The 22,822-nt window shown below is 38.9% G+C and carries 17 protein-coding genes, 1 tRNA gene and 3 rRNA genes; 4 read left to right on the top strand and 17 right to left on the bottom strand.

Translation table 11 applies throughout. The annotated features are described in order from the left end of the window. Nucleotides 1–7: 7 nt before the first annotated feature. The gene (gene thiD, locus ACKP2L_RS02960; RefSeq protein ID WP_439425890.1) at nucleotides 8–739 is read right to left on the bottom strand and encodes a bifunctional hydroxymethylpyrimidine kinase/phosphomethylpyrimidine kinase; all 732 of its coding nucleotides are present in this window, start codon (nucleotides 737–739) and stop codon (nucleotides 8–10) included. Nucleotides 740–815: 76 nt separating this feature from the next. Between thiD and ACKP2L_RS02955 the strand changes: the two genes are divergently transcribed. Continuing rightward, nucleotides 816–1,004 (top strand): hypothetical protein, encoded by a 189-nt coding sequence (locus tag ACKP2L_RS02955; protein ID WP_439425889.1) that lies wholly within the window; start codon nucleotides 816–818, stop codon nucleotides 1,002–1,004. A 188-nt stretch (nucleotides 1,005–1,192) separates the two neighbouring features. Here the strand turns inward: ACKP2L_RS02955 and rrf are convergent. The 11 genes from rrf to ACKP2L_RS02900 all read right to left on the bottom strand — a co-directional run bounded on the left by rrf (nucleotide 1,193) and on the right by ACKP2L_RS02900 (nucleotide 15,200). Next, nucleotides 1,193–1,309, bottom strand: a 5S ribosomal RNA gene (gene rrf, locus ACKP2L_RS02950). A gap of 73 nt (nucleotides 1,310–1,382) precedes the next feature. Beyond that, a 23S ribosomal RNA gene (locus ACKP2L_RS02945) occupies nucleotides 1,383–4,271 on the bottom strand. Between the two features lie 210 nt (nucleotides 4,272–4,481). Further along, a tRNA-Ala gene (locus ACKP2L_RS02940) sits at nucleotides 4,482–4,554 on the bottom strand. A 93-nt stretch (nucleotides 4,555–4,647) separates the two neighbouring features. Continuing rightward, nucleotides 4,648–6,213 (bottom strand): 16S ribosomal RNA (locus tag ACKP2L_RS02935). The 16S, 23S and 5S rRNA genes sit together here with 1 tRNA gene alongside, the layout of an rRNA operon. 408 nt (nucleotides 6,214–6,621) lie before the next feature. Beyond that, on the bottom strand, nucleotides 6,622–8,829 hold the full coding sequence (locus ACKP2L_RS02930; protein ID WP_439425888.1) for an LTA synthase family protein: 2,208 nt from the start codon (nucleotides 8,827–8,829) through the stop codon (nucleotides 6,622–6,624). A 4-nt stretch (nucleotides 8,830–8,833) separates the two neighbouring features. Further along, entirely contained in the window at nucleotides 8,834–9,088 is a 255-nt protein-coding gene (locus ACKP2L_RS02925) for a YkuJ family protein (protein ID WP_439425887.1), read from the bottom strand. Further along, complete coding sequence (locus tag ACKP2L_RS02920; protein ID WP_439425886.1) at nucleotides 9,075–10,106, bottom strand: lysylphosphatidylglycerol synthase transmembrane domain-containing protein; 1,032 nt, start codon at nucleotides 10,104–10,106, stop codon at nucleotides 9,075–9,077. The genes ACKP2L_RS02925 and ACKP2L_RS02920 overlap by 14 nt, the downstream gene beginning before the upstream one ends. Then, nucleotides 10,103–11,140 carry a glycosyltransferase family 4 protein gene (locus ACKP2L_RS02915; protein ID WP_439425885.1) on the bottom strand — a complete coding sequence of 346 codons (1,038 nt, stop codon included), beginning with the start codon at nucleotides 11,138–11,140 and terminating at the stop codon, nucleotides 10,103–10,105. The genes ACKP2L_RS02920 and ACKP2L_RS02915 overlap by 4 nt, the downstream gene beginning before the upstream one ends. 13 nt (nucleotides 11,141–11,153) lie before the next feature. Continuing rightward, nucleotides 11,154–12,449 carry a glycosyltransferase gene (locus ACKP2L_RS02910; protein ID WP_439425884.1) on the bottom strand — a complete coding sequence of 432 codons (1,296 nt, stop codon included), beginning with the start codon at nucleotides 12,447–12,449 and terminating at the stop codon, nucleotides 11,154–11,156. Nucleotides 12,450–12,540: 91 nt separating this feature from the next. Continuing rightward, the gene (gene ptsP, locus ACKP2L_RS02905) at nucleotides 12,541–14,274 is read right to left on the bottom strand and encodes a phosphoenolpyruvate--protein phosphotransferase (RefSeq protein WP_439425883.1); all 1,734 of its coding nucleotides are present in this window, start codon (nucleotides 14,272–14,274) and stop codon (nucleotides 12,541–12,543) included. 116 nt (nucleotides 14,275–14,390) lie between these two features. After that, nucleotides 14,391–15,200 carry a Cof-type HAD-IIB family hydrolase gene (locus tag ACKP2L_RS02900; RefSeq protein ID WP_439425882.1) on the bottom strand — a complete coding sequence of 270 codons (810 nt, stop codon included), beginning with the start codon at nucleotides 15,198–15,200 and terminating at the stop codon, nucleotides 14,391–14,393. An 89-nt stretch (nucleotides 15,201–15,289) separates the two neighbouring features. Between ACKP2L_RS02900 and nagB the strand changes: the two genes are divergently transcribed. Further along, nucleotides 15,290–16,000 carry a glucosamine-6-phosphate deaminase gene (gene nagB, locus ACKP2L_RS02895; RefSeq protein WP_439425881.1) on the top strand — a complete coding sequence of 237 codons (711 nt, stop codon included), beginning with the start codon at nucleotides 15,290–15,292 and terminating at the stop codon, nucleotides 15,998–16,000. Between the two features lie 82 nt (nucleotides 16,001–16,082). Here nagB and ACKP2L_RS02890 read toward each other — a convergent pair whose 3' ends face one another. The 3 genes from ACKP2L_RS02890 to ACKP2L_RS02880 all read right to left on the bottom strand — a co-directional run bounded on the left by ACKP2L_RS02890 (nucleotide 16,083) and on the right by ACKP2L_RS02880 (nucleotide 17,322). Next, the gene (locus tag ACKP2L_RS02890) at nucleotides 16,083–16,349 is read right to left on the bottom strand and encodes a phosphocarrier protein HPr (protein ID WP_439425880.1); all 267 of its coding nucleotides are present in this window, start codon (nucleotides 16,347–16,349) and stop codon (nucleotides 16,083–16,085) included. A 107-nt stretch (nucleotides 16,350–16,456) separates the two neighbouring features. Further along, on the bottom strand, nucleotides 16,457–16,645 hold the full coding sequence (locus tag ACKP2L_RS02885; protein WP_439425879.1) for a hypothetical protein: 189 nt from the start codon (nucleotides 16,643–16,645) through the stop codon (nucleotides 16,457–16,459). Next, entirely contained in the window at nucleotides 16,645–17,322 is a 678-nt protein-coding gene (locus tag ACKP2L_RS02880; protein WP_439425878.1) for a hypothetical protein, read from the bottom strand. Before ACKP2L_RS02880 ends, ACKP2L_RS02885 begins: the two co-directional genes overlap by 1 nt. Nucleotides 17,323–17,535: 213 nt before the next feature. On the opposite strand from ACKP2L_RS02880, the gene ACKP2L_RS02875 reads away from it, so the two are divergent. Further along, on the top strand, nucleotides 17,536–19,668 hold the full coding sequence (locus ACKP2L_RS02875; protein WP_439425877.1) for an ATP-dependent Clp protease ATP-binding subunit: 2,133 nt from the start codon (nucleotides 17,536–17,538) through the stop codon (nucleotides 19,666–19,668). 97 nt (nucleotides 19,669–19,765) lie between these two features. Next, nucleotides 19,766–20,107, top strand: a complete 342-nt coding sequence (locus tag ACKP2L_RS02870) for a DUF1516 family protein (protein WP_439425876.1) — start codon at nucleotides 19,766–19,768, stop codon at nucleotides 20,105–20,107. A 90-nt stretch (nucleotides 20,108–20,197) separates the two neighbouring features. Here the strand turns inward: ACKP2L_RS02870 and ACKP2L_RS02865 are convergent, their stop codons facing one another. Then, complete coding sequence (locus ACKP2L_RS02865) at nucleotides 20,198–21,412, bottom strand: phosphoglycerate kinase (RefSeq protein ID WP_439425875.1); 1,215 nt, start codon at nucleotides 21,410–21,412, stop codon at nucleotides 20,198–20,200. A 92-nt stretch (nucleotides 21,413–21,504) separates the two neighbouring features. Beyond that, nucleotides 21,505–22,821, bottom strand: a complete 1,317-nt coding sequence (locus tag ACKP2L_RS02860; RefSeq protein ID WP_439425874.1) for a glucose-6-phosphate isomerase — start codon at nucleotides 22,819–22,821, stop codon at nucleotides 21,505–21,507. Between the last annotated feature and the right edge of the window lies 1 nt (nucleotide 22,822).

The following is a 22,822-nucleotide window of genomic DNA, read 5'->3' as shown; positions in this document are numbered from 1 at the left end:
TACGATCCTAAATTATCTCCCAATGGTTTATCGCACCAAATTCTTTAAATCCTTTTATCGGATTTGAAATCGCTAAAAAAGTTAATCTTTTAGCAATTTGTATCGCTCTTTTTAAACTTTTGCCCTTTGCGATCTCTGCAATGATTATAGACGAAAAAGTATCACCGGAACCGTTGTTTTGCTTAGTTGATGAAAATTTTTCAGAAAGATAAAATCCCGGTTCATTTTCAAGCAATATGTAATCACTTACTATTTTTTGTTGGGACTCTGGTTGATGAAAACCTTTAATAATTACGTTTTTGCAGCCAAATGATTTTATTTTACGAGCAGCTTGTTCAACTTGTTCCCTATTCTTTATTTTTTGACCAAAAAATTTTTCGGCTTCAAAAAAATTAGGAGTAACTAAATCTGCTAAGGGAATTAATTTTTCTGTTAAATAATCAACAGCTTTAGAATCAAGTAACTGGACACCGTGCTTGCTAACCATTACAGGATCTACCAAGCAAAAACCAAAATTTGCCTGTGAAATTTTTCTTGCTACTAAATCAACAATTTTATAATTTGATAAAAAACCAGTTTTTACAGCATCTATTTCAAATTCTTGATTTATCGAATCAAATTGATCGCTTATAAATTTTAGCGGAAAATCCAGCTTTGACTTCACACCATAATGATTTGCAGCCAATGATGTTACAAGTACACTTGTTCCATAAACTTTTCGCGCAAAAAAAGTTTTCAAATCAGCCTGCAGACCAGAAGATCCGTCTGAATCCGAACCAGCTATAGTTAATACATTCGGTATTTTATTTTGCATAATGCTATTATTGCAAATTTTAAGCATTTATAACACCATCCAAGCTGCCGTCTACCTCCACTCGGCCAGTGCCCGGTCTTTAAGCCAACAGTACTATACGACCCAGCCCAGCCAGGTGACTGACCACTTGGCCGAATTGATGGCCCAGGCCGCTAAAAAGCTGCCAAAAGACAGCTCCGGCCTTGAATAGACCGACAGCTTGCTGAAACAGATATAAACACAGACCAAACACAGACCAAATTACTGAAAAAGATATAAACACAGACCAATACAGCACAAACATAAAAGCGGCTCAAGCTGCTTTTTTAATAGATCCAAGGGCTATAAGCAAACACAACATACAAATAGACACAAAAAAAGCACCCGAAGGTGCTTTTTGCATCGCATCGACCTAATCTCGCAACAGGCGTTCCTGTAACTACCTTGGGCCCGGGTGAGCTTAACTACTGTGTTCGGAATGGGAACAGGTGTGACCTCACCGGAATAAATACGACACCAGTGCTTGTACACTGATAACCGAATAGTAATCTTAAAATCCATTAACCTTGAACCGAACCACGATAATTACTTGGTTAAGTCCTCGACCTATTAGTACTAGTCCGCTGCGCGCATCACTACGCTTCCACTTCTAGCCTATCTACCTGATCGTCTCTCAGGGGTCTTACTTCTAACGAATGGGAAATCTCATCTTGAGGTTAGTTTCTCACTTAGATGCCTTCAGCGATTATCTAATCCATACATAGCTACCCAGCGGTGCTCTTGGCAGAACAACTGGTACACCAGAGGTATGTCCATCCCGGTCCTCTCGTACTAAGGACAGATCCTCTCAAATTTCCTGCGCCCACGACGGATAGGGACCGAACTGTCTCACGACGTTCTGAACCCAGCTCGCGTACCGCTTTAATGGGCGAACAGCCCAACCCTTGGGACCGACTACAGCCCCAGGATGCGATGAGCCGACATCGAGGTGCCAAACCTCCCCGTCGATGTGGACTCTTGGGGGAGATGAGCCTGTTATCCCCGGGGTAGCTTTTGTCCGTTGAGCGATGGCCCTTCCATACGGAACCACCGGATCACTAAGTCCTACTTTCGTACCTGCTCGATCTGTCGATCTCACAGTCAAGCTTGCTTATGCCTTTACACGCAAAGAATGATTTCCAACCATTCTGAGCAAACCTTTGAGCGCCTCCGTTATTATTTAGGAGGCGACCGCCCCAGTCAAACTGCCTGCCAGACACTGTCTTCGATCAGGATAACTGATCAGAGTTAGAACGTTCATACAACAAGGGTAGTATCTCAAGGGTGACTCGATCGAAACTAGCGTTCCGACTTCAAAGTCTCCTACCTATCCTGCACATGCAGCACAAACATTCAATATCAAGCTACAGTAAAGCTCCACGGGGTCTTTCCGTCCTGTCGCGGGTACCCAGCATCTTCACTGGAATTTAAATTTCACCGAGTCTATTGTCGAGACAGCGCCCAAATCATTACGCCTTTCATGCGGGTCGGAACTTACCCGACAAGGAATTTCGCTACCTTAGGACCGTTATAGTTACGGCCGCCGTTCACTGGGGCTTCAATTCAGACCTTCGCCGAAGCTAAGTCCTCCTTTTAACCTTCCAGCACTGGGCAGGCGTCAGCCCCTATACTTCATCTTACGATTTTGCAGAAACCTGTGTTTTTGATAAACAGTTGCTTGGGCCTATTCGCTGCGGCTGGCAAATGCCAGCAGTCCTTCTTCCGAAGTTACGGACTCATTTTGCAGAGTTCCTTAACAATAGTTCACTCGCTCACCTTAGTGTTCTCCACTCGAGTACCTGTGTCGGTTTGCGGTACGGGCGATATCTTCTTCCTACGAAACTTTTTTCAGCAGCGTGAAGTCACACAATTCCCAAGTAAACTTGGTACCTTCACAGCTTATCCTTAAGTATAAAAGCATTTGACTCTTATACAGACTAACTGCTTAAAACCACATCCAATAGTGGCCTGTGCTATCCTTCTGCGTCCTTCCATCGGCAATTCAATATCGGTACAGGAATATCAACCTGTTGTCCATCGACTACGCTTCTCAGCCTCGCCTTAGGTCCCGACTAACCCCCCGCGGACGAGCCTTCCGGGGGAAACCTTACTCATTCGGTGGATAGGATTCTCACCTATCTTTCGCTACTCATACCGGAATTCTCACTAGTTAACGCTCCAACATGTCCTTACGGTCATCCTTCATTGCATTAACTACGCTATCCTACCATGCTTACGCATCCACAGTTTCGGTAATATGCTTAGCCCCGGTACATTATCCGCGCAAGAGCACTCGACTAGTGAGCTATTACGCACTCTTTAAAGGATGGCTGCTTCTGAGCCAACCTCCTAGTTGTCTACGCACCTTCACAACGTTTTCCACTTAGCATATATTTAGGGACCTTAACTGGTGATCTGGGCTGTTCCCCTTTTGACGATGGATCTTATCACTCACCGTCTGACTCCTGCATATACTTAGCTGGCATTCGGAGTTTATCTGATTTTGGTAACCCAGAAAGGGCCCCTAGATCAAAAAGTGCTCTACCTCCAGTAAGCTAAATGCAAGGCTACACCTAAATGTATTTCGGATAGAACCAGCTATCTCCGAGTTCGATTGGAATTTCACCGCTATCCACAGTTCATCAAAGGGTTTTTTAACACCCACTTGTTCGGTCCTCCAGTAGGTATTACCCCACCTTCAACCTGACCATGGATAGGTCACTCGGTTTCGGGTCTACAACCACGTACTGAAGCGCCCTATTCAGACTCGCTTTCGCTACGGCTCCAGTCTTTGCACCTTAACCTTGCACGTAATCGTAACTCTCCGGTTCATTCTACAAAAAGCACGCTCTCAGCCATTAACGGCCTCGAACTTCTTGTAAGCACACGGTTTCAAGAACTATTTCACTCCCCTTCCGGGGTTCTTTTCACCTTTCCCTCACGGTACTGGTTCACTATCGGTCACTAGCTAGTATTTAGCCTTGGGAGATGGTCCTCCCAGATTCCGACCCAATTTCACGTGCTGGGCCGTACTCAGGATCCTGATTAGAGAGCAGGAGATTTCGCTTACGGGTCTATCACCCTCTATGGATCAGCTTCCCAACTGATTCAGCTATCTGCTGCCTTTGTAACTCAACATCAGTCCTACAACCCCTGGATGCAAGCATCCAGGTTTGGGCTCTTCCGCGTTCGCTCGCCGCTACTGACGGAATCGAAATTTCTTTACTTTCCTGCTGCTACTGAGATGTTTCAGTTCACAGCGTGTCGCCTCATTCAATCTATGAATTCAAAAGAATGATGATCATTAAGATCGGGTTGCCCCATTCGGAGATCCCCGGGTAAGCTTACTTACAGCTAACCGAGGCATATCGTAGTTAGTCACGTCCTTCATCGCCTGCTAGTGCCAAGGTATCCACCGTGCGCCCTTATTAACTTAACCTATGAAGCAAATGCTTCACGATCAGCCAATAAAATATGAGATCTAAATTAATAGATATTTATTAGCGGTAACTTTTCAGTTACTTTTATCGAAGTGAATTTCTCGGTTCAATTACCTGCCGCCCGATGTCGATTAGACGGCAGGATTTAAATTAACAAGAAATTAAAATTACTATTCAGTTATCAATGTACAATTGGCAATCAATGCCAATGGAGAATATCGGGTTCGAACCGATGACCCCCTGCTTGCAAAGCAGGTGCTCTCCCAGCTGAGCTAATTCCCCAGTTGCTGTTCTCAGGGCAACGCTCTGAAAACCGAACAGAACAGACAAACAAATTTGATATCAAAATCAGTGCAGGTTTCCGATTATCCTTAGAAAGGAGGTGATCCAGCCGCAGGTTCTCCTACGGCTACCTTGTTACGACTTAATCCCAGTCATCGGTTTTACCTTAGGCACCGGCCTCCGAAGTTAGCCAAGCGACTTTGGGTACTTCCGACTTCCATGATTTGACGGGCGGTGTGTACAAGACCCGGGAACGTATTCACCGCGACATGCTGATTCGCGATTACTAGCGATTCCGACTTCGTGGAGTCGAGTTGCAGACTCCAGTCCGAACTGAGAGAAGTTTTAAGAGATTAGCTCACCGTCACCGGTTGGCAACTCGTTGTACTTCCCATTGTAGCACGTGTGTTGCCCAGGTCATAAGGGGCATGATGATCTGACGTCGTCCCCACCTTCCTCCGGTTTATCACCGGCAGTCTCATTAGAGTGCCCAACTAAATGCTGGCAACTAATAACAAGGGTTGCGCTCGTTGCGGGACTTAACCCAACATCTCACGACACGAGCTGACGACGACCATGCACCACCTGTCACTGCTGTTCAAAAGAAAAGATCTCATTACAAGACCGGTCAGCAGGATGTCAAGACCTGGTAAGGTTTTTCGCGTATCTTCGAATTAAACCACATGCTCCACCGCTTGTGCGGGTCCCCGTCAATTCCTTTAAGTTTTAGCCTTGCGGCCGTACTCCTCAGGCGGGGTGCTTAATGCGTTAGCTACGTCACTATGAGGCGGAAACCTCTTAACAACTAGCACCCATCGTTTACGGTATGGACTACCGGGGTATCTAATCCCGTTTGCTACCCATACTTTCGAGCCTCAACGTCAGTTACGATCTAGCAAGCCGCCTTCGCCACTGGTGTTCTTCCATATATCTACGCATTTCACCGCTACACATGGAGTTCCACTTGCCTCTATCGCACTCAAGTAAACCAGTTTCCAATGCCCTTCCGGGGTTGAGCCCCGGGCTTTCACATCAGACTTAATAAACCGTCTGCGCTCGCTTTACGCCCAATAAATCCGGATAACGCTCGGGACATACGTATTACCGCGGCTGCTGGCACGTATTTAGCCATCCCTTTCTGGCGAGGTACCGTCAAGCCAGAAACTTTCTCTGAATCTGGTCATTCTTCCCTCGCAACAGTGCTTTACGACCCGAAAGCCTTCATCACACACGCGGCGTCGCTCCGTCACACTTTCGTGCATTGCGGAAAATTCCCTACTGCAGCCTCCCGTAGGAGTTTGGGCAGTGTCTCAGTCCCAATGTGGCCGGCCAGTCTCTCAACTCGGCTACGCATCATCGTCTTGGTGGGCCTTTACCCCACCAACTAACTAATACGCCGCAAGACCATCCATCAGCGATCCAAAAGGATCTTTTAAACGCAAAACATGTGTAATGCGTTGTTACGCGGTATTAGCATCTGTTTCCAAATGTTATCCCCCACTGAAGGGCAGGTTTCTTACGTGTTACTCACCAGTTCGCCACTCTAGCCATATGCCTTCAATCACTCCGAAGAGATCATGTCGGCGACTAGCGTACGACTTGCATGTATTAGGCACGCCGCCAGCGTTCATCCTGAGCCAGGATCAAACTCTCATATTAAAGTAAAAGTCTGAACTTAGCGTTCAAAATCAACTACTGACTTTTTTTAAAAAAGGTCCGTAATTTATTGTTTTTTGTATTACGAATTGACTTCGCAAATTAATGAATCAATTTATCCAATTGGATCAAAGACCCAATTAGAACCCTACACAATTTGTTTGTCATTGTTCTGTTCAGTTTTCAAAGTGCTGCGTCACTTACGAAAGCAACTATTTAATAATACCAGCGTTTTTAACGAATGTCAAGAACTTTTTTAAATTCTTTTTCGCAGCTCCTTACCTGATCTAACAAGCAAGGAACACATCAACGAGCTGACTTAAATATATTACCGCCATTTACAGCGAAGGTCAAGGAAAAATACAAAAAAACCTCACAAATTTTTGTGAGGTAGAAAAAACGGGGGGGAAATTAAGGCTGCGATGTATCGATAGAAGCTGATGAACCATTGCTATTACTAGAATCAGATGATTCCTTAGAACTTTTTATCGATTTAAAATATGCCTTGATTCTGTTTTTTGATTGAATCAAAATTTCACTTGTTTTATATTTTTTGTAAATTTTTGCATTGTTATTTTTTGCTTCTATGGAGCTTGGATTAGTTTTGAAAGAATTTCTTAAATTAGAAATAATTTTTTGATATGTATAATCAAAATTTTTAACATTTACCTTTTTAAACGTTGGATTTTTTTCAAATCTTAATAAGTCGCCTGTTATGACCTGGTCAGAATAGCCCAGTTGCTGATCAACATAATCTTGAGTGGATTCGATAAATTTCTTTTCGCTCTTCGATATAGAAGAAAACAAAATTCGTTGACCAGTAATCGTGTTCCAGTAGCTGTCATTCATTTTGATTATTTTAGGAGTTACGAAATCACCATTTCTAAAACTAACGATTTGTTTGTGGTCGGGAGAGAGAAGGTCGCTGCCAAACTGAATATAATTATTTGGTACACCTAACAGATCGAAAAGAGTTGGAGCAACATCTATCTCTCCACCGTAAGTATGATTGATACCGCCCGGCAAATTATTAGCATGAATCATAAAAGGAACTTTTTGAAACTGAGCTAGATCATAATTAGTTACTTTATCATCATCTTTTTTTAGTAGCTGAGCAATAGCCGGTTGATGATTTTCGGAAATTCCGTAATGATCGCCGTAAACATAGATCAGGCTATTATTATACAGGCCGGAATCTTTAAGCCACTGCAAAAACTCACCAAAAGCAGAGTCTAAATAGTGGGCAGTTTGAACATAATGGTCGACAGTACGATCTCCTGTAGTGGTTGCCGGGAATTGACTTGAAATTTCCCTATTAGTTTCATAAGGATAGTGATTAGTAACAGTAATTATTTTTGCGTAAAACGGTTGCGGCAGCTGGGATAAATATTTAGAAGAATCTTTAAGGAAAATTTTGTCAAGCATGCCATAGCCCAAATTGTAATCAGAATTATTTGCATTAGGATAAAAACTTTTGCTGAAGAAATAATCATATCCCCATGATTTATATGCATTATTACGGTTCCAAAAAGATGGCACATCCCCATGAAAAGCAGCGCTTGTATATCCTCTTTGATCCAAAATAGCCGGGACCGATTGGAAAGTATTGGTTGAACCATATTTGACCATTGCCGATCCCGAAGGAAGGCCAAAGAGAGAATTATCCAACATCATTTCAGCATCAGAAGTTTTTCCTTGTCCTACCTGATGATAAAAATTATCAAAGGCAATAGTATGTTGATCATGAAAAAAATTATTCAAATTGGGAGTGACTTCTTGACCATCAACTTTCATGCCGATCAAAAATTGTTGGAAAGATTCAAGATGAAAGACTATGACATTCCGCCCTTTGTCGATACCAAAGTATTTAACATTATCAGCAGCTCTATTTTTAGAGACCCATTTTGAAATCGGTTTTAATTGGGAACTGCTTGCTCTTTTTCTGCTTTGAGCTTGACTATGAGTTTGAAGCGCGTTAAAAGCAGCGTATTCATTGAGACCAAGATATTTGACAATATAATTATTGTCAAAAGTTCGGGTTAAAAGGCCTGATCTATCAGAACTTGCGAGACCAAAAACAGCAAAAACCGAAACAAAACCAAGCAGACTGGTCAAAACAGAAAATTTCTTTCTGATACCGTTGGTATCGACCTTTATTTGTTTGAAAATAAGTAAAACTATAAGAACTAAGATATCCAAAAAAACAAGAAAATCGGATAAATGAACGATCCCAGCTATAGACTTGCTAAGATTTTCTCCTACTGAAGAACCAGACGAGATTATAGATAAAGACAAAAAATCACTGAATTCTCGATAGTATAAAACATTAGCAAAAAGCCATAAGCTCTGAATAATATTCATCAATATCATTAACCAATAAGCTAAATACCCGCGAAAATAGAGTGCAATACTCAACAAAATGATCGCACTTGGCAGAGGATTTAAAATGGCGATCAAAACTTGAGTCGGACCTTTTATACCTAAATTAAAGTTAACAAAATATTGAATTACTGTTTTTAACTCAATAAAAAAAAGATTGATTAAAAAAAACGATGTGATCGGTGATAATTTATGGTTGGAAATAATTATTTTTATTTGTTTATAGATTTTTTTTAACATAAGTTTAAAAAGTTAATTTCATTTCATGCATTATTTCATAAATGTCGATAGCCGCTAAATCGATATTATCAAATTCAAAGATTTGCTGCTGACGAAATTCTTTTACTGTAAATATCTGCTTTGTATGATCAAAACTTACGCGTACTAAATTTATTCCATACATATCAAAATTCCTGACTTGGATTTCTTTAGTATTGTCTTTGACCATTGCATTGAGTCTATTCAAAATAGGTTCGATTTCTGAATTACTTTTTGTCATTATTTTTTCCATGCCGATTATTCGGTAATACATTATACGCTATCAACCCTGCAAAAATGCCAAAGTAATAAGTAATTATCCTCCATAAAAGCATTGCAAAAATAGTAACTGTATGGTTTGACAAAAAACTGGAAAAAAGCAAAGCAAAACCAGCTTCAGCTCCCCCGCTACCTCCTGGCACCGGGAATATAGAAATCGCCAAGGTAAGAATAACATTTAAGGCGATTATAAACATAAAATCAGCGTTATCAGCATGTACAGCTAGAAGAATAAAATATGGAATCGAATAAAACAAAAAAAGTTGTAAAAGAGTTACTAATGAAGCGGCTAGAATTTTTTTTGGATTAGATAATAATTGTTCAGACACATCATGAAATTCAACTATCTTATCATCTAATTTTTTTCTTATTGAAGTGATTTGATCATCGCTAAGAAAAAAGGAAAAAGGTTTCAAACATAGATCGGCTATCTTTTTTGTAACTGGAGGAAAAAACATAATAGAAATAAGGGCCAATAAAACCAGGATATGTATAACTAAACCAAAAATAACTAAACCGGTCATCGACAGCATGTGATCGGCAACATATTGATAGCCAAAAATCAAACAAATCAAAAAAGCAACAACGATCATCCCCTGGTATATGACAAACTTCATCAAAGAAATAGAACTCGCTTGTCCAACAGGTATACCAGCTTGGTTAAGTCCTAATATCTGAAGGGGTTGCCCGCCAAAAGAAAAAGGAGTTATTCCATTGCCGAATTGTTCCATAAAAGGAATTCTGATCAATCCCCAAGCACTGGCCTTATTATCCTTGCCTAATAAAATATCTAATGTCCATGACATAGAAAAATAGTAAAAAATGATCAACAAAAGCGCTAATATAAGCCAAAAATAGTTGGTCTGCTTAAATAAACCAGAAAATTCCCTAAAATCAACATCGTTAAAACTATAAATGAATACGACAGCACCAATGAATAAGGTGAATAGAAGCCAGAAAAATTTTTGTTTTTTTGTCATTGAATCCCCTTTTTAGTTTCAAATAAAGATAACGCTTCTTGATAAGCATTTTTTATTTTTTTGCCTATTTTGGAAACATCCCTAGATTCTGCAGTCGCAAAACCGGCATCAGACAAATCCGGCAGCTGGTCATGAAGTATTAAATTTAATTTATCATCAAATTCATCGATAGACGAAGCCTTATAACAATTTTTGCCATCATAAAGCCAATCGTTATAAACAGGTATATCTCTTACCAACAGCTTTTGACGACTTGCAAGTGCTTCGAGTACAACGATCCCTTCGGTCTCCTCGTAACTAGGAAAAAGAAACAGGTCAGAATCTGAATAAGCGCCAAAAAGGTCTGATCCATTCAAATAACCCGGAAATAAGCAATTATCAGGATGGAACTTTAATACTGCTTTTCGAATTTTAGAAGGGATGATGCTTAAATTCGTATTGCCCAGCCAAACAAAAATGTACTCAGGGTTTCTTCTGGCAAGTTCAATAAAATCTAATATTCCCTTTCTTGCAAAAAAAAGTCCTACAGATAAAACGATCTTTCTCTTATCATCATGAGACAAACCTAAAAATTTTCGGAAAGCAATAACGTTATCCGGCCGATATCCATAATCTGAAACTCTGACTCCATTAGATATAGGTATTATAGGCTGCTTAAGACCATATGATTCTAATAATTTTTTTGAGTAAACAGTTGGAGTTATTATGAGATCCGCTTGTTTATACGAATTAATAAGATGCTTTTTAAAAAATGGTGCAAAAAAATTAGACAAAATAAAAGAATTACGAAAATCTTCATAAGTTGAATGAGCATGATAGACGACCGCTTTGCTATTTTTATGGGCGTGTCTAGCCATAAAAAAAGATTTGGGTCCATAGGTGTTGATATCGACCAAATCATAATCCGAGGAATGAGGCGAAGTCGTAACTTCAACGTCTGTGAACGACAATTCTTCTTGCTGGAGCTTTTGAGCGTGTCCGATCCCTGATTTTTTGATCAAAGAAGGGTTTTCAAAGTACTGTAAAACTTTCATTCAATCTATTCTACTATTTATCCTTTTTTTTATTTTTTTTGCTTTTAAGAAAATTCAACTTTGCCATTTGCGGAAACGATAATCTATTAAATAACTGCTTAGCATAACTTACTTCATCGTCGGTCGGCTCTAATGAAATTTTAGAGACAGACGGCTGAAAATTCTTTAAGATCTGCTTATAAAATTCCAAAACATCATTTCCAAAACGATCTGCGCTGACTTTATCCAACACAGAGTTTCTTTGATCGCTTTCCTTTTTAAGTTCAGGGTGAGCCAAATAATATTTGATCGCCTCAGCCATTTGATCGTCATCACTGACTATAGTACCTATCTCTTTAGAATTAGTTATTTGTTCCAAGTAAGTATTTTCCATTGCAACGAATGGCCGGTCAGCATTGATAGCTTCGATAAAAGTCAGACCTTGAGATTCAGAAGTAGACGCACTAGCAAAGACATCAGACATTCGATAATAAGAATAAACCTGGTCGTGTTCTACCATACCAACAAATTTAACGAATTTATTTAATCCGAGTGCCTTAGCATGATCTTGAAGTTCCGATTTGGCCGGACCATCCCCAGCGATAACTAAAACAGCATCCTTAAACTCCTCTAATACATCAGGCAAAATATTTATAAGTTCTTCAATATTTTTTTCAAAAGCAACTCTACCTAAAGAAAGAATGACCGGTTGCTTAGATTTTATATGTAACTTTTTTCTTAGTTCAGATGATCTATCGACTTTATCGCGGCAGAAACTGACCCCGGTCGGAATTATCGGCATCGGGGCGCTGACGCCGTAACCGCGTAAAGTATCATAGACTCGTTGACTTGGAGCAACGACTCCGTTTACTGATTTTAAATAGGATCTGACTATGACCTCGACTCCTCCTGATTTGATCAGCCGACCATTCATAACATAGTGAGTATAGTCTTGGTACATCGTATGATAAGTATGGACGATGGGAATTTTTAACTGACGGGCAACTATTTTGCCCATCAATCCTAAGCTGAACTCAGTTTGTGTATGGACAATATCCAATCGTAAAGTTTTAGCGATTTCAATAGCTTCAAAAAACCCGCGAAAAGCGATCCTTCGATCTTTAAAACCGGTATATGGGATAGAAGAAAAACGATAAATATTTTTTTCCGATCCTTTACCGTACTGTGAGCGTTTTACTTTAGGGTCAGTGGTGGTAAAGATATATACATTATTACCAAGTTTTTCAAGCTCACGAGATAATATTTGAGTACTAGTACTTACACCTGAAATTTGAGGGAAATAAGTATCAGTAAATAAACCGATATTCATGTATCTTATTATACTTGTCATCGGAAAATCAGCAAAATAAAAAACTCGCACAGCGAGTTTTTATAATTTAAATAAATAATTATTCAATAAATTATTTTTGATAGCTTTTTACCAAATCGATAACTTGTTGGTTCGTTTGCTGATTTACAGATTTTTCAGCAAGTTCTTTCATATCAGAAACTTTTAGACTCTTCATCAAAGACCTAGTCGGCAAAACTGATGATGCTGACATGGAGAATTCGTCAAGCCCTAATCCCATTAAAATAGGGACAGCAACCGGGTCTCCTGCCATTTCACCACACATAGCTACAAACTTCTTTTCATTATGTGCCGATTCAATAACATGCTTGATCAAACGAAGAATGGCTGGGTTATAAGGCTGATACAAATAAGAAACACGATCATTTCCTCTGTCAGCAGCCATTGTATATTGAATCAAATCATTAGTTCCGATCGAAAAGAAATCGACTTCCTTGGCAAACTGATCAGCTAAAACAGCAGAAGCGGGTATTTCCACCATGATACCAAGTTTGATATTATCAGCAATTTTCGTACCGTTTTTAACGAGGCGATCACGTTCTTCTTCATAAATCTTTTTTGCATCTCTAAACTCTTGTAAGGTTGCGATCATTGGGAACATGATCCAAAGATCACCATATACTGAGGCTCTAAGCAATGCGCGAAGTTGGGTGCGGAATATATCATCTTGTTTAAGCGATATACGGATCGCACGATAACCGAGAAACGGATTGTCTTCTTTTGGCAGTTTCCAATAACTAAGTTGCTTATCACCGCCAATATCCATGGTTCTTACCGTTACAGGCTTGCCTTTTAATGCTTGAAGAGCAGCTTTGTATGACTCAAACTGTTCATCTTCAGTTGGCAAATGATCTGAATCGATAAACAAAAATTCGGTTCTAAACAAGCCGATGCCTTCGGCACCATTTTTGACGACTGCATCAAGATCTTTAGGAGAACCAATGTTAGCATTGACATCAAAGTGAATACCATCGGCTGATTGACTAGGCTTATCTCTTAGTTCAGCTTGTTGACGTTTTCTTGCATAATACTCGCCGACTTTTCGAGCATAAACGATTTCTTCTTCCTGGTTTGGATCGACCAAGACATCTCCAGCCCCGCCGTCAACGATCAGATTAACACCATTTTTAATATTATCGATAGCATTACCGGTACCAACAACAGCAGGTATTTCTAATGAACGCGCCATTATGGATGCGTGAGCAGTTCGACCACCCATATCTGTCACGATGCCTCTTACAAACTGCGGATCCAATTGGGCAGTGTCGGATGGTGTCAAATCATGGGCAACAACGATAACTTCCTCATTTATCAAAGCGGGATTCGGCAAAGACACACCCAGCAAATGGCTAATGATCCTTTTAGCTATGTCGCGGATATCTCCTGCTCTTTCCTGCATATAAGCGTTATCTTTCATTGCTTCGAAAGTGGCAACATAGTGATCAGTGACATTTTTGACAGCGGACTCGGCATTTATACTATTATCAGTTATTTGGGCTTGGATGGCCGCAATCATCTCTGGATCGGACAAAATAGTTAGGTGGGCTTCAAAAACTTCAGCCTCGTCTTTTCCAAGATTTTTTTCTGCTTTAGCCTTTATTTTCTGCAAATCATCCTTAGAATCTGCCAAAGCCTTGTCTAAACGATCTTTTTCATTATCCAAATCAGAAACTTTTTGATTATAAGAGAACGAAAGATCTGGATCAACTAAAAGATAGCTTTTAGCGATTCCGACTCCATCAGAAGCAGCGATCCCCTTCAACTTCTTTGTCTGTGTTTCAGTCATTTAAATCCTCCAAGTAATTTTTAGAAAACTTATTTAATTTATACCAAAAGTCATTCTGGTAGCGTTTTCTTAAAACAATTCCATTATGACCCAAAAAGGGTATAAATGAACGTTTTTTAGAAAACGTTTTCAAAATATTTTTCTAAAAAGACGCCGACGCCGTCTTCATCATTATTTTTTGTAATGACGTCAGCCTCCCTTTTGACCTCATCGATAGCATTAGCAACTGCTACACCGACTTTAGCAGCCTTTATCATGCCCAGATCATTCTCCTGGTCACCAAAAGCCATCAAATTATTAAAATCCCAGCCGAAATGAGCAAGCAGTTCTTTTAATCCGCTTTGCTTATTGACTCCTTTAGGCAAGAATTCTAACAAATTAGGTCGACTTTTTACGATCGTGAGCGAGGGATAATCACTTAAATATTTTTGGATTTTCAGCACTTTATCAGGATCAGTTTGACTAACAAATTTATAATATTTTAAATTTTCAGGTAAATCAGCGAAGGGCAGATCAACAAAGTCCATCAAACCATGAATAAATTTTTGATATCCTGATTTTTCAACATCAATTACCGAAAAACCCTTATCAATGCTAACGACATCGATCGGAAATTTCATTTTTAAGGCAAGCTCGGCAATCGGTTTTATTTGTTCTTTGGTTAAAAAGCGGCTAGAAATAATTTTATGACTAGCATTATGCTGAACAGTTCCGCCATTAAAATTGATTGAAAAATCTTCTTCTTTTTTCAAATCAAGCTGTTCGATATATGGAACGATCCCCTTGATCGGTCTCCCAGTCGTTAAAACTATTTTTAGCCCCTTTTCATGCAATTTTTTTAAAATATCTTCATTTCTTGGACTGATTTCTTTTTTACTATTTAACAAAGTATTATCTAAATCAAAAGCAATTAATTTTATTGTCATTTTGGCTCCTTAAAATATATACCAATTAATATACCAATTTTATTTTTTTCTTGACTTTTTTATAATATAATAAAATATGAGGTGAAAAAATGAAAATAATAATTGAAGAAAACAAGCAGCAAGCTTCAAAGAAAATTTTTCAACTTTTTCGTGAAGAAATAAATAGCGGCAGCAAAGTATTCGGATTAGCAACTGGATCTACACCAGAAGATTTTTATAAGTTAGTTACAGAATCTGACCTTGATCTGACAAAATCAATTTCTATTAATCTGGATGAGTATGTGGGTCTTAAATTTAGCGATCCGCAAAGTTACCACTATTTTATGAAAGAACATCTTTTTTTAAAAAAACCATTTGCTGAATCATATCTTCCAAATGGCTTGAGCAGTAATTTAGAAAATGAAACAAAAAGATACGACAAAATTATTACCGAAAATCCCATCGATTGGCAAATATTAGGCATCGGCCGCAACGGACATATAGGTTTTAATGAACCGGGCAGCTCTTTTAACAGTCAAACGCATATCGCCGATTTAACAGAAAGCACTATTAAAGCTAATGCGCGTTTTTTCAAAAAAGAAAGCGATGTTCCCAAAAAAGCGATATCAATGGGTATAGCCTCGATCATGAAATCAAAAAAAATCGTCCTGGCGGCTTTTGGTTCAGAGAAGGCCGATGCAGTCAAAAAATTTATAATGGGACCAATAACCGAAAATGTTCCTGCATCGATCCTTCAGAAACACCAAGATGTGACAGTTGTTCTTGACGAGCAAGCAGCTGCTGCTTTGAACGAAAAATAGTGTTTTATCCATTTGAATATCATGTAGATAAAAAAGCAGCTTTACAGCTGCTTTTTTAAATAATAAAAACAAAAAAACTTGCTTATCCAATCAAAGACTCGCTTTTAAGTGTGCTCTCAACTCCGTCTAAAGCAGCTTGAGCATCATCCCCATCAGCGACGATCTCGATTTTTGCATCTTTACCAGCACCCAAACTCATAACACCCATAATAGATTTTAGGTTAACTTCTTTTCCGTCATATCTCAAAGTAAGCTTGGAATCGAACTCTGACGCTTTTTGAACCAGCATCGTTGCCGGACGGGCATGCAAACCAGAATCAGCAGTGATTGTAAATTCTTTTGAAACCATAATTCCTCCATTTCACTAATTAAGTTTATCAATAATCTCAAAATAAGCAAGCGCTTACAACTAAAGTTCCACAAAACAAATCAGAAACTTAAAAAAACGCTCTGTGATTATTTTACCTTTTCCTGGCGTCTATAAATAATTTTTCCGCCTTTTTCTGCAAAACCTTTTATCGAAGAATGGTAACTATAGTCGGCCCAGACTTTATAAAAATCAGGAAAATTTTGAGAGTCGACTTGAAACTGATCTATTTTTTTCAATCGCAATTCTTCTAAAAGTTCTTTAAAATCTTCAGCCATTAATGTCTCCCCTTGTGATGATGCCTAAAATAATCAACAATATTTTGATTAGCTTTTTGAGCACTTATAATCATTGTTCTAAGCTCTTGATCTGGTACGCCATTAGTATCCATACCAGCATTTTTAATATTTATCCTAGCTTGATCAACGATCATCTGAGGAATTTGGTCAGGTCCTGCATAACGTTTAGTCCATTGCGAGAGCGATGCTTTTTGCTTTGCTTCTGATTGTGCTTGCTGCTCAGCTTTTTTTTGAATTAGCTCAGACTCCTCCTGGGCTTTTTTCTGCTGCGATATAATGTGATTTACTTGTGATATTTTGTCCTGTGCCCGCCTTGCTAATAACGAATATCCACCAGTTCTGCCAAAGGTCTGAACTTTCTGAAAACTTAAAATAGCATCATTATAGTTTTTTGCCTTCACAAAATTATCAGCTTGAATAAACGAAGATATTTGAGATACTTTAGCCTCTATATTAGATTGTTTATCGACTAAGTTTAAAGACTCGTTCAAAGTATTGCTTGCGCGCGCATAATCACCGCTTTTGACCTGCATAGCAGCTTTGTTTCTCAGTTTATCAAAAGTATTTTTTTGATTTTGCTGATATTTATCATAAGCAAAAAAAGCCGCACCGGCAATAACTAGGATTATAAACAAAAAAATTAAAAATTTTCTCATAGCATCAATTTCAAGATCAATAGGTAAAAACTCTTGCTATAACGATTATAACTAAATAACTATAAGCATGCATTAAGGGCAAAAATAATACTGACCTTTCTTGACTATTAAAAAGAGCAGTGTATAATTTTAATCAAAGGTCAATAAAGGTCAAACAGTTTTAGAAGTTAAAACGGCTGTTTGAAATTTATCTTTTATTGAGTGGAGGCTAGAATGGCTGATTACAACAACAATGATCCATTTGCTTTTGGAAACATGAGCATTGATGATATTTTTCGTCAGCTCAATGGCCAAATGGCAAATATGCAACAACCTTCAAATCAAGGCAGGACCGCACAAGCTGGCAACAGTAACGGCAACAATAATAGAAGAAAGAAGAACGGCTTGTTAGAACAGTTTGGAGTAAATATTACCGAACAAGCCCGCAAGGGCAAGCTTGATCCTGTGATCGGCAGAGATAAAGAAATAGAACGCACGATCGAAATACTAAATCGCCGTACTAAAAATAATCCTGTACTGATCGGAGAACCAGGTGTGGGTAAAACTTCTGTCGTCGAAGGATTGGCTCAAGCTATCGTTGCTAAAAAAGTTCCTGATAAGCTTTTGAACAAAGAAATTATTCGTTTAGACATGGTTTCATTAGTTCAGGGAACGAGCATGCGCGGGCAGTTTGAAGCACGTATGCAGCAATTGATGAAAGAAGTCGAATCAAGAAAAGAAGTTATCCTATTTATAGATGAGATCCACGAAATCATGGGAGCCGGGAACGCTGAAGGCGGTATGGATGCAGGAAATATATTAAAACCTGCCCTGGCTCGCGGAGAATTCCAGCTTATTGGAGCAACTACTTTAAAAGAATATCGCAGTATTGAAAAAGATGGTGCGATCGCTCGCCGTTTCCAAGAAGTCATGGTTGATGAACCATCACCAGAAGAAGCTTTTGAAATTCTGAAGGGGTTAAAATCTAAATACGAAGATTATCACCACGTTACCTACTCAGATGATGTGCTTAAAGCTGCTGTAGATTTATCTGATCGTTATATTCCAGAGCGTTTTTTGCCCGACAAAGCAATTGATTTGATCGATGAAGCCGGGTCTCGCAAGAATTTGCACCTACAGTTTATAAATCCCGAAGAAATACAGCAAAAAATAAATAATGCCGAAGCGATGAAACAGCAGTCGATCGAAAAAGAAGATTACGAAAAAGCTAGTTATTGGCGTGATCAGGTCGATACCCTTCAAAAACAAAAAAAGGCTGCGGAAGCAAATCCCGAGAATCTTGCAAATGCCGTAAAAGTCAACATTTCGGATATAACCAAGATAATCGAAGAACAAACTAAGATCCCTGTTGGCGAGATAAATAAAAACGAAGCAACACAGCTTCGGGATCTTGATAAAAACCTTGAAAAGAGGGTCATTGGTCAAGATAAAGCTGTCGCAAGAATCGCTCGAGCAGTTAGAAGAAATAGAATAGGCCTAACTAAATCGGGTCGGCCGATCGGATCATTTCTATTCGTTGGTCCTACTGGAGTTGGCAAAACCGAAACTGCTAAACAGCTTGCAAGAGAAATGTTTGGTTCTGAAGACGCAATGATACGTTTTGACATGTCTGAATATATGGAACCTCAAAGTATTTCTAAACTGATCGGAGCACCTGCCGGATACGTCGGATATGAAGATGCCGGTCAATTAACCGAAAAAGTTCGTCGTCACCCTTATTCATTGATTCTTTTAGATGAAATAGAAAAAGCTCATCAAAATGTTTTAAATACTTTTCTGCAAATACTAGATGACGGCAGATTAACTGATTCGCAAGGACGGGTCGTCAGCTTTAAAGATACGATTATTATCGCAACTTCCAACGCCGGAACCGGGGATGTGGGATCTAATCAAGTTGGATTCGCTGCAGAAGCTGAAAACAGCGAAAGATCTGAAAACAATCGCCTGATCGAGAAGCTGAAGAACTACTTCAAACCAGAATTCTTAAATAGGTTCGATGCGATCGTTGAATTCAGCGAACTCAACAAGAATCAGCTTAATAAAATCGTTAATTTGATGTTAAACAATATGAATTCGATGCTCAAGATTAAAAACATCCAAGTAAGCGTTGACGAAGATGTTAAAAATAGATTGGTCGACTTAGGATACGATCCGCAAATGGGTGCACGTCCATTAAGAAGAGTCGTCCAAGAGCAAATCGAAGATCGGATAGCAGATTATTATCTTGATCATCCCAATACCAATCAGTTAGAAGCTGTTTTGGATGGTGATAAAATTAAAGTAATTGGAAAGAAACAAGGGGCGGTCATCAGCAGCAATAAGACTGCACCAACTAATAAAAAATAAATTTAATTGCTTTAATAGTAATGAAAACAGCCTTTAAAGGCTGTTTTTTTATAACCTATTCAATAAAAATAATCAAAAAGATATAGAATTATTAGGTATGGAAATAGTAATTTCAATTCATCTTTTATCTGTCCTTGCTTTAGCAATTTTTGGAACGCTAGCTTTAACCGCTGAAGGTCCTAAAAAAAATTTTATATTGACCACCAGAATAATTTACCTGCCTCTATTTGTCAGCGGAATAATAGCAGCTTTTAGAAGCGCTCAAAATCAACCGATTTTAACTGTCGCAAAAATTGCCGCAGCTTTGATTTTGATAGCTCTTCTGGAAATAATTTTTTCTAAAAAAGAAAGACAAGGATCTAATTTAATGCTTATATTAGTTCTCTTGGTTTTTACTTTAACATCCGTTTTAGGAATAGCCTTAGTCTTAAATAGATAAACGAATATATCAAACAGTTTAAAATTCGTTAATGTGCAAACAAAAACCCAGTCGGATTTAACCAACTGGGTTTTACTTTGCAGTGAATAGTTACTTGTCAGATATAGCAGCTATTCCTGGTAATGTCTTACCTTCGAGGTATTCCAAACTAGCACCACCACCAGTAGAAATGTGAGTAAACTGATCAGCAATACCTAACTGAGAAACAGCAGCAGTTGAATCGCCGCCGCCAACGATGGTCGTAGCCCCTTGAGAGGTCAAAGAACCAATGTATTTTCCGATCTCAAGTGTACCGTTTGCAAAATTGCTCATTTCAAATACACCCATCGGCCCATTCCATACAACTGTTTTTGCACCCTTTAGAGTTTCTTTGAACTTTTCGATGCTTTTCGGACCAATATCAAGTCCCATCCAGCCATCATCGATTCCTTTTTCAAAAACTTTCGTTGGAACATCATTGGCAAAACTTTCAGCTGCAAGAGAATCATCAGGAAGAACCAGCTTATCACCGGCTTGAGCAATAATTTCTTTTGCTAAATCAACACGATCTTCTTCAAAAAGAGAATTCCCGATCTTGCGGCCGCGAGCCGCTGCGAAAGTATAACTCATTCCCCCGCCAACAATAACTTTGTCAGCCTTGCCAAGAAGATTTTTGATAACGGCTATTTTATCAGAAACTTTAGCTCCGCCTAGAACAGCAACGAACGGACGTTTTGGATCATTTACAGCAACGTCAAGATATTTGATTTCTTTTTCCATCAAGAAACCTGCAGCCGTCCGAGAAACATTAGAAGCAATACCAACGTTAGAAGCATGCGACCTATGAGCAGTACCAAAAGCGTCGTTAACAAAAATATCATCGCCTAAGCTTGCCCAATACTTACCTAGTTCAGGATCATTGCCTGATTCGCGTTTTACATACTCGCCCTGATCATTTACGTCCTCATAACGAGTATTTTCAACCATCAATGCTTGTCCCTCGTTTAATGCAGAGACAGCGTCCTCAAGTTTCTTTCCTTCAGTTACTCCAGGAAAAATAACATCTTGACCCAAAAGATCACTTAAATGTTTAGCCACCGGGCGAAGACTAAGCCCCGGTTTGTCCTCAGCTTTTTTAACTCTTCCTAAATGACTGAAAAGTATAGCTTTTCCACCTTGCTGAAGAACATACTTGATCGTCGGCAATGCAGCAACGACACGATTATCATTACCGATAACGCCATCTTTGATAGGAACGTTAAAGTCAACACGCATCAAAACTTTTTTACCTTTTAAATCAAGGTCTTTTACTGTTAATTTTGCCATTTGGCCTCCTTGCATACGATTATATTATAGTGTAAAAACTCACAATTTAGAAATTTTTACAACTGATTTCGTAATTAAGAATACCAAAAAAATTATTTATCATATCCAGGTTTGCCAAGAATCTTGAACATATTTGTCTTATAAACTTCGACTCCTGGCTGGTTAAACGGATTGATAGCATTCAAATATCCAGAAACAGCAACCGCTGCTTCAAAGAAGTAAATTAAACTGCCTAAATTAAATTCGTCTAAGTTATCCAGTTTAAGGAGTATATTAGGAACTCCAGCCGAAGTATGTGCTTGAGCCGTAGCTGTCAGAGCTGCTTCATTAACTTCTTTTAAAGGACGGTCCAGCAAATAGTCCAAATTATCAGTATTGTCATCCGCAGCTGGAACTACCCTTTTGCTGATCGGTTTATCAATATCCAAGATAGTTTCAAAAAGTATTTTTTTACCATCTTGAATAAATTGGCCTATCGAATGAAGATCGGTAGAAAAAATGGCAGAAGTTGGGTAGATTCCCTTGTTGTCCTTGCCTTCTGATTCAGCCATCAATTGTTTCCACCATTCAAACAAATATCTGAATTGCGGTTCATAACCAACGATCGTCTCAACGTCAAAACCTTTGCGGTATAAAATATTACGATAAATAGCATAAAGGATCGAAGGTTTATTGAGAATGTCTTCGTCTTTTGCAAACTCATCTTGCGCGTCTTTAGCGCCTTCAAGCAAAGCTGAAATATCTATCCCGGCTGCAGCTATAGGCAATAATCCAACAGCACTCAAGACAGAATAACGACCGCCGATCCCATCGGGAACAACAAAGCGCTCATAACCGTTTTCTTTTGCGACATTCAACAATGCACCTTTATGAGCATCAGTGGTAACGTAGATCCTTTTTGATGCCTCTTCTTTACCATATTTCTTTTCGATAAGATCCTTGAAAATACGGAAAGCGATTGCAGGTTCTGTCGTCGTACCTGATTTAGAAATAACGTTTACAGAAAAATCACGATCGCCAATCAAATCGATAACATCATCGATATAACGGCCTGAAGCAGAAGTGCCTAAGAAGTAAACTTCAGTGGAGCCGTCTTTGCTTGCTTTTTCATTATGAAATTCTGATTTTAAGAATTCAATGACTGCTCTGGCTCCAAGATATGATCCACCAATACCGATCACGACCAAAACTTTGGAATCGCTTCTGATCTTATCAGCAGCTTTTTTTATTCGAGCAAACTCATCACGGTCATAATCAGTTGGAAGAGTAAGCCAGTCTTCCATCTCATTACCAACTCCCGAACGATCAAGCAAAGTTTTTCGAGCCAAGGATGCAGCAGGTTTTAATAATTCAACTTCGCTATCAGAAACAAAATCTTTTAAATAATCTTTTTTAAAAGTTACTTTCATG

The sequence above is a fragment of the Oenococcus alcoholitolerans genome (genome assembly GCF_051852995.1).
Lineage (GTDB): Bacteria > Bacillota > Bacilli > Lactobacillales > Lactobacillaceae > Oenococcus > Oenococcus alcoholitolerans.
Note: the sequence above shows the minus strand (reverse complement) of the source record. Positions and strands in the feature narration are given on the sequence as shown.

Coding starts and splice junctions, on each gene's coding strand:
- ACKP2L_RS02955 (WP_439425889.1), top strand. CDS start 816: ATGCTATTATTGCAAATTTTAAGCATTTATAACACCATCCAAGCTGCC.
- ACKP2L_RS02930 (WP_439425888.1), bottom strand. CDS start 8,829: ATGTTAAAAAAAATCTATAAACAAATAAAAATAATTATTTCCAACCAT.
- ACKP2L_RS02925 (WP_439425887.1), bottom strand. CDS start 9,088: ATGACAAAAAGTAATTCAGAAATCGAACCTATTTTGAATAGACTCAAT.
- ACKP2L_RS02920 (WP_439425886.1), bottom strand. CDS start 10,106: ATGACAAAAAAACAAAAATTTTTCTGGCTTCTATTCACCTTATTCATT.
- ACKP2L_RS02915 (WP_439425885.1), bottom strand. CDS start 11,140: ATGAAAGTTTTACAGTACTTTGAAAACCCTTCTTTGATCAAAAAATCA.
- ACKP2L_RS02910 (WP_439425884.1), bottom strand. CDS start 12,449: ATGAATATCGGTTTATTTACTGATACTTATTTCCCTCAAATTTCAGGT.
- ptsP (WP_439425883.1), bottom strand. CDS start 14,274: ATGACTGAAACACAGACAAAGAAGTTGAAGGGGATCGCTGCTTCTGAT.
- ACKP2L_RS02900 (WP_439425882.1), bottom strand. CDS start 15,200: ATGACAATAAAATTAATTGCTTTTGATTTAGATAATACTTTGTTAAAT.
- nagB (WP_439425881.1), top strand. CDS start 15,290: ATGAAAATAATAATTGAAGAAAACAAGCAGCAAGCTTCAAAGAAAATT.
- ACKP2L_RS02890 (WP_439425880.1), bottom strand. CDS start 16,349: ATGGTTTCAAAAGAATTTACAATCACTGCTGATTCTGGTTTGCATGCC.
- ACKP2L_RS02885 (WP_439425879.1), bottom strand. CDS start 16,645: ATGGCTGAAGATTTTAAAGAACTTTTAGAAGAATTGCGATTGAAAAAA.
- ACKP2L_RS02880 (WP_439425878.1), bottom strand. CDS start 17,322: ATGAGAAAATTTTTAATTTTTTTGTTTATAATCCTAGTTATTGCCGGT.
- ACKP2L_RS02875 (WP_439425877.1), top strand. CDS start 17,536: ATGGCTGATTACAACAACAATGATCCATTTGCTTTTGGAAACATGAGC.
- ACKP2L_RS02870 (WP_439425876.1), top strand. CDS start 19,766: ATGGAAATAGTAATTTCAATTCATCTTTTATCTGTCCTTGCTTTAGCA.
- ACKP2L_RS02865 (WP_439425875.1), bottom strand. CDS start 21,412: ATGGCAAAATTAACAGTAAAAGACCTTGATTTAAAAGGTAAAAAAGTT.
- ACKP2L_RS02860 (WP_439425874.1), bottom strand. CDS start 22,821: ATGAAAGTAACTTTTAAAAAAGATTATTTAAAAGATTTTGTTTCTGAT.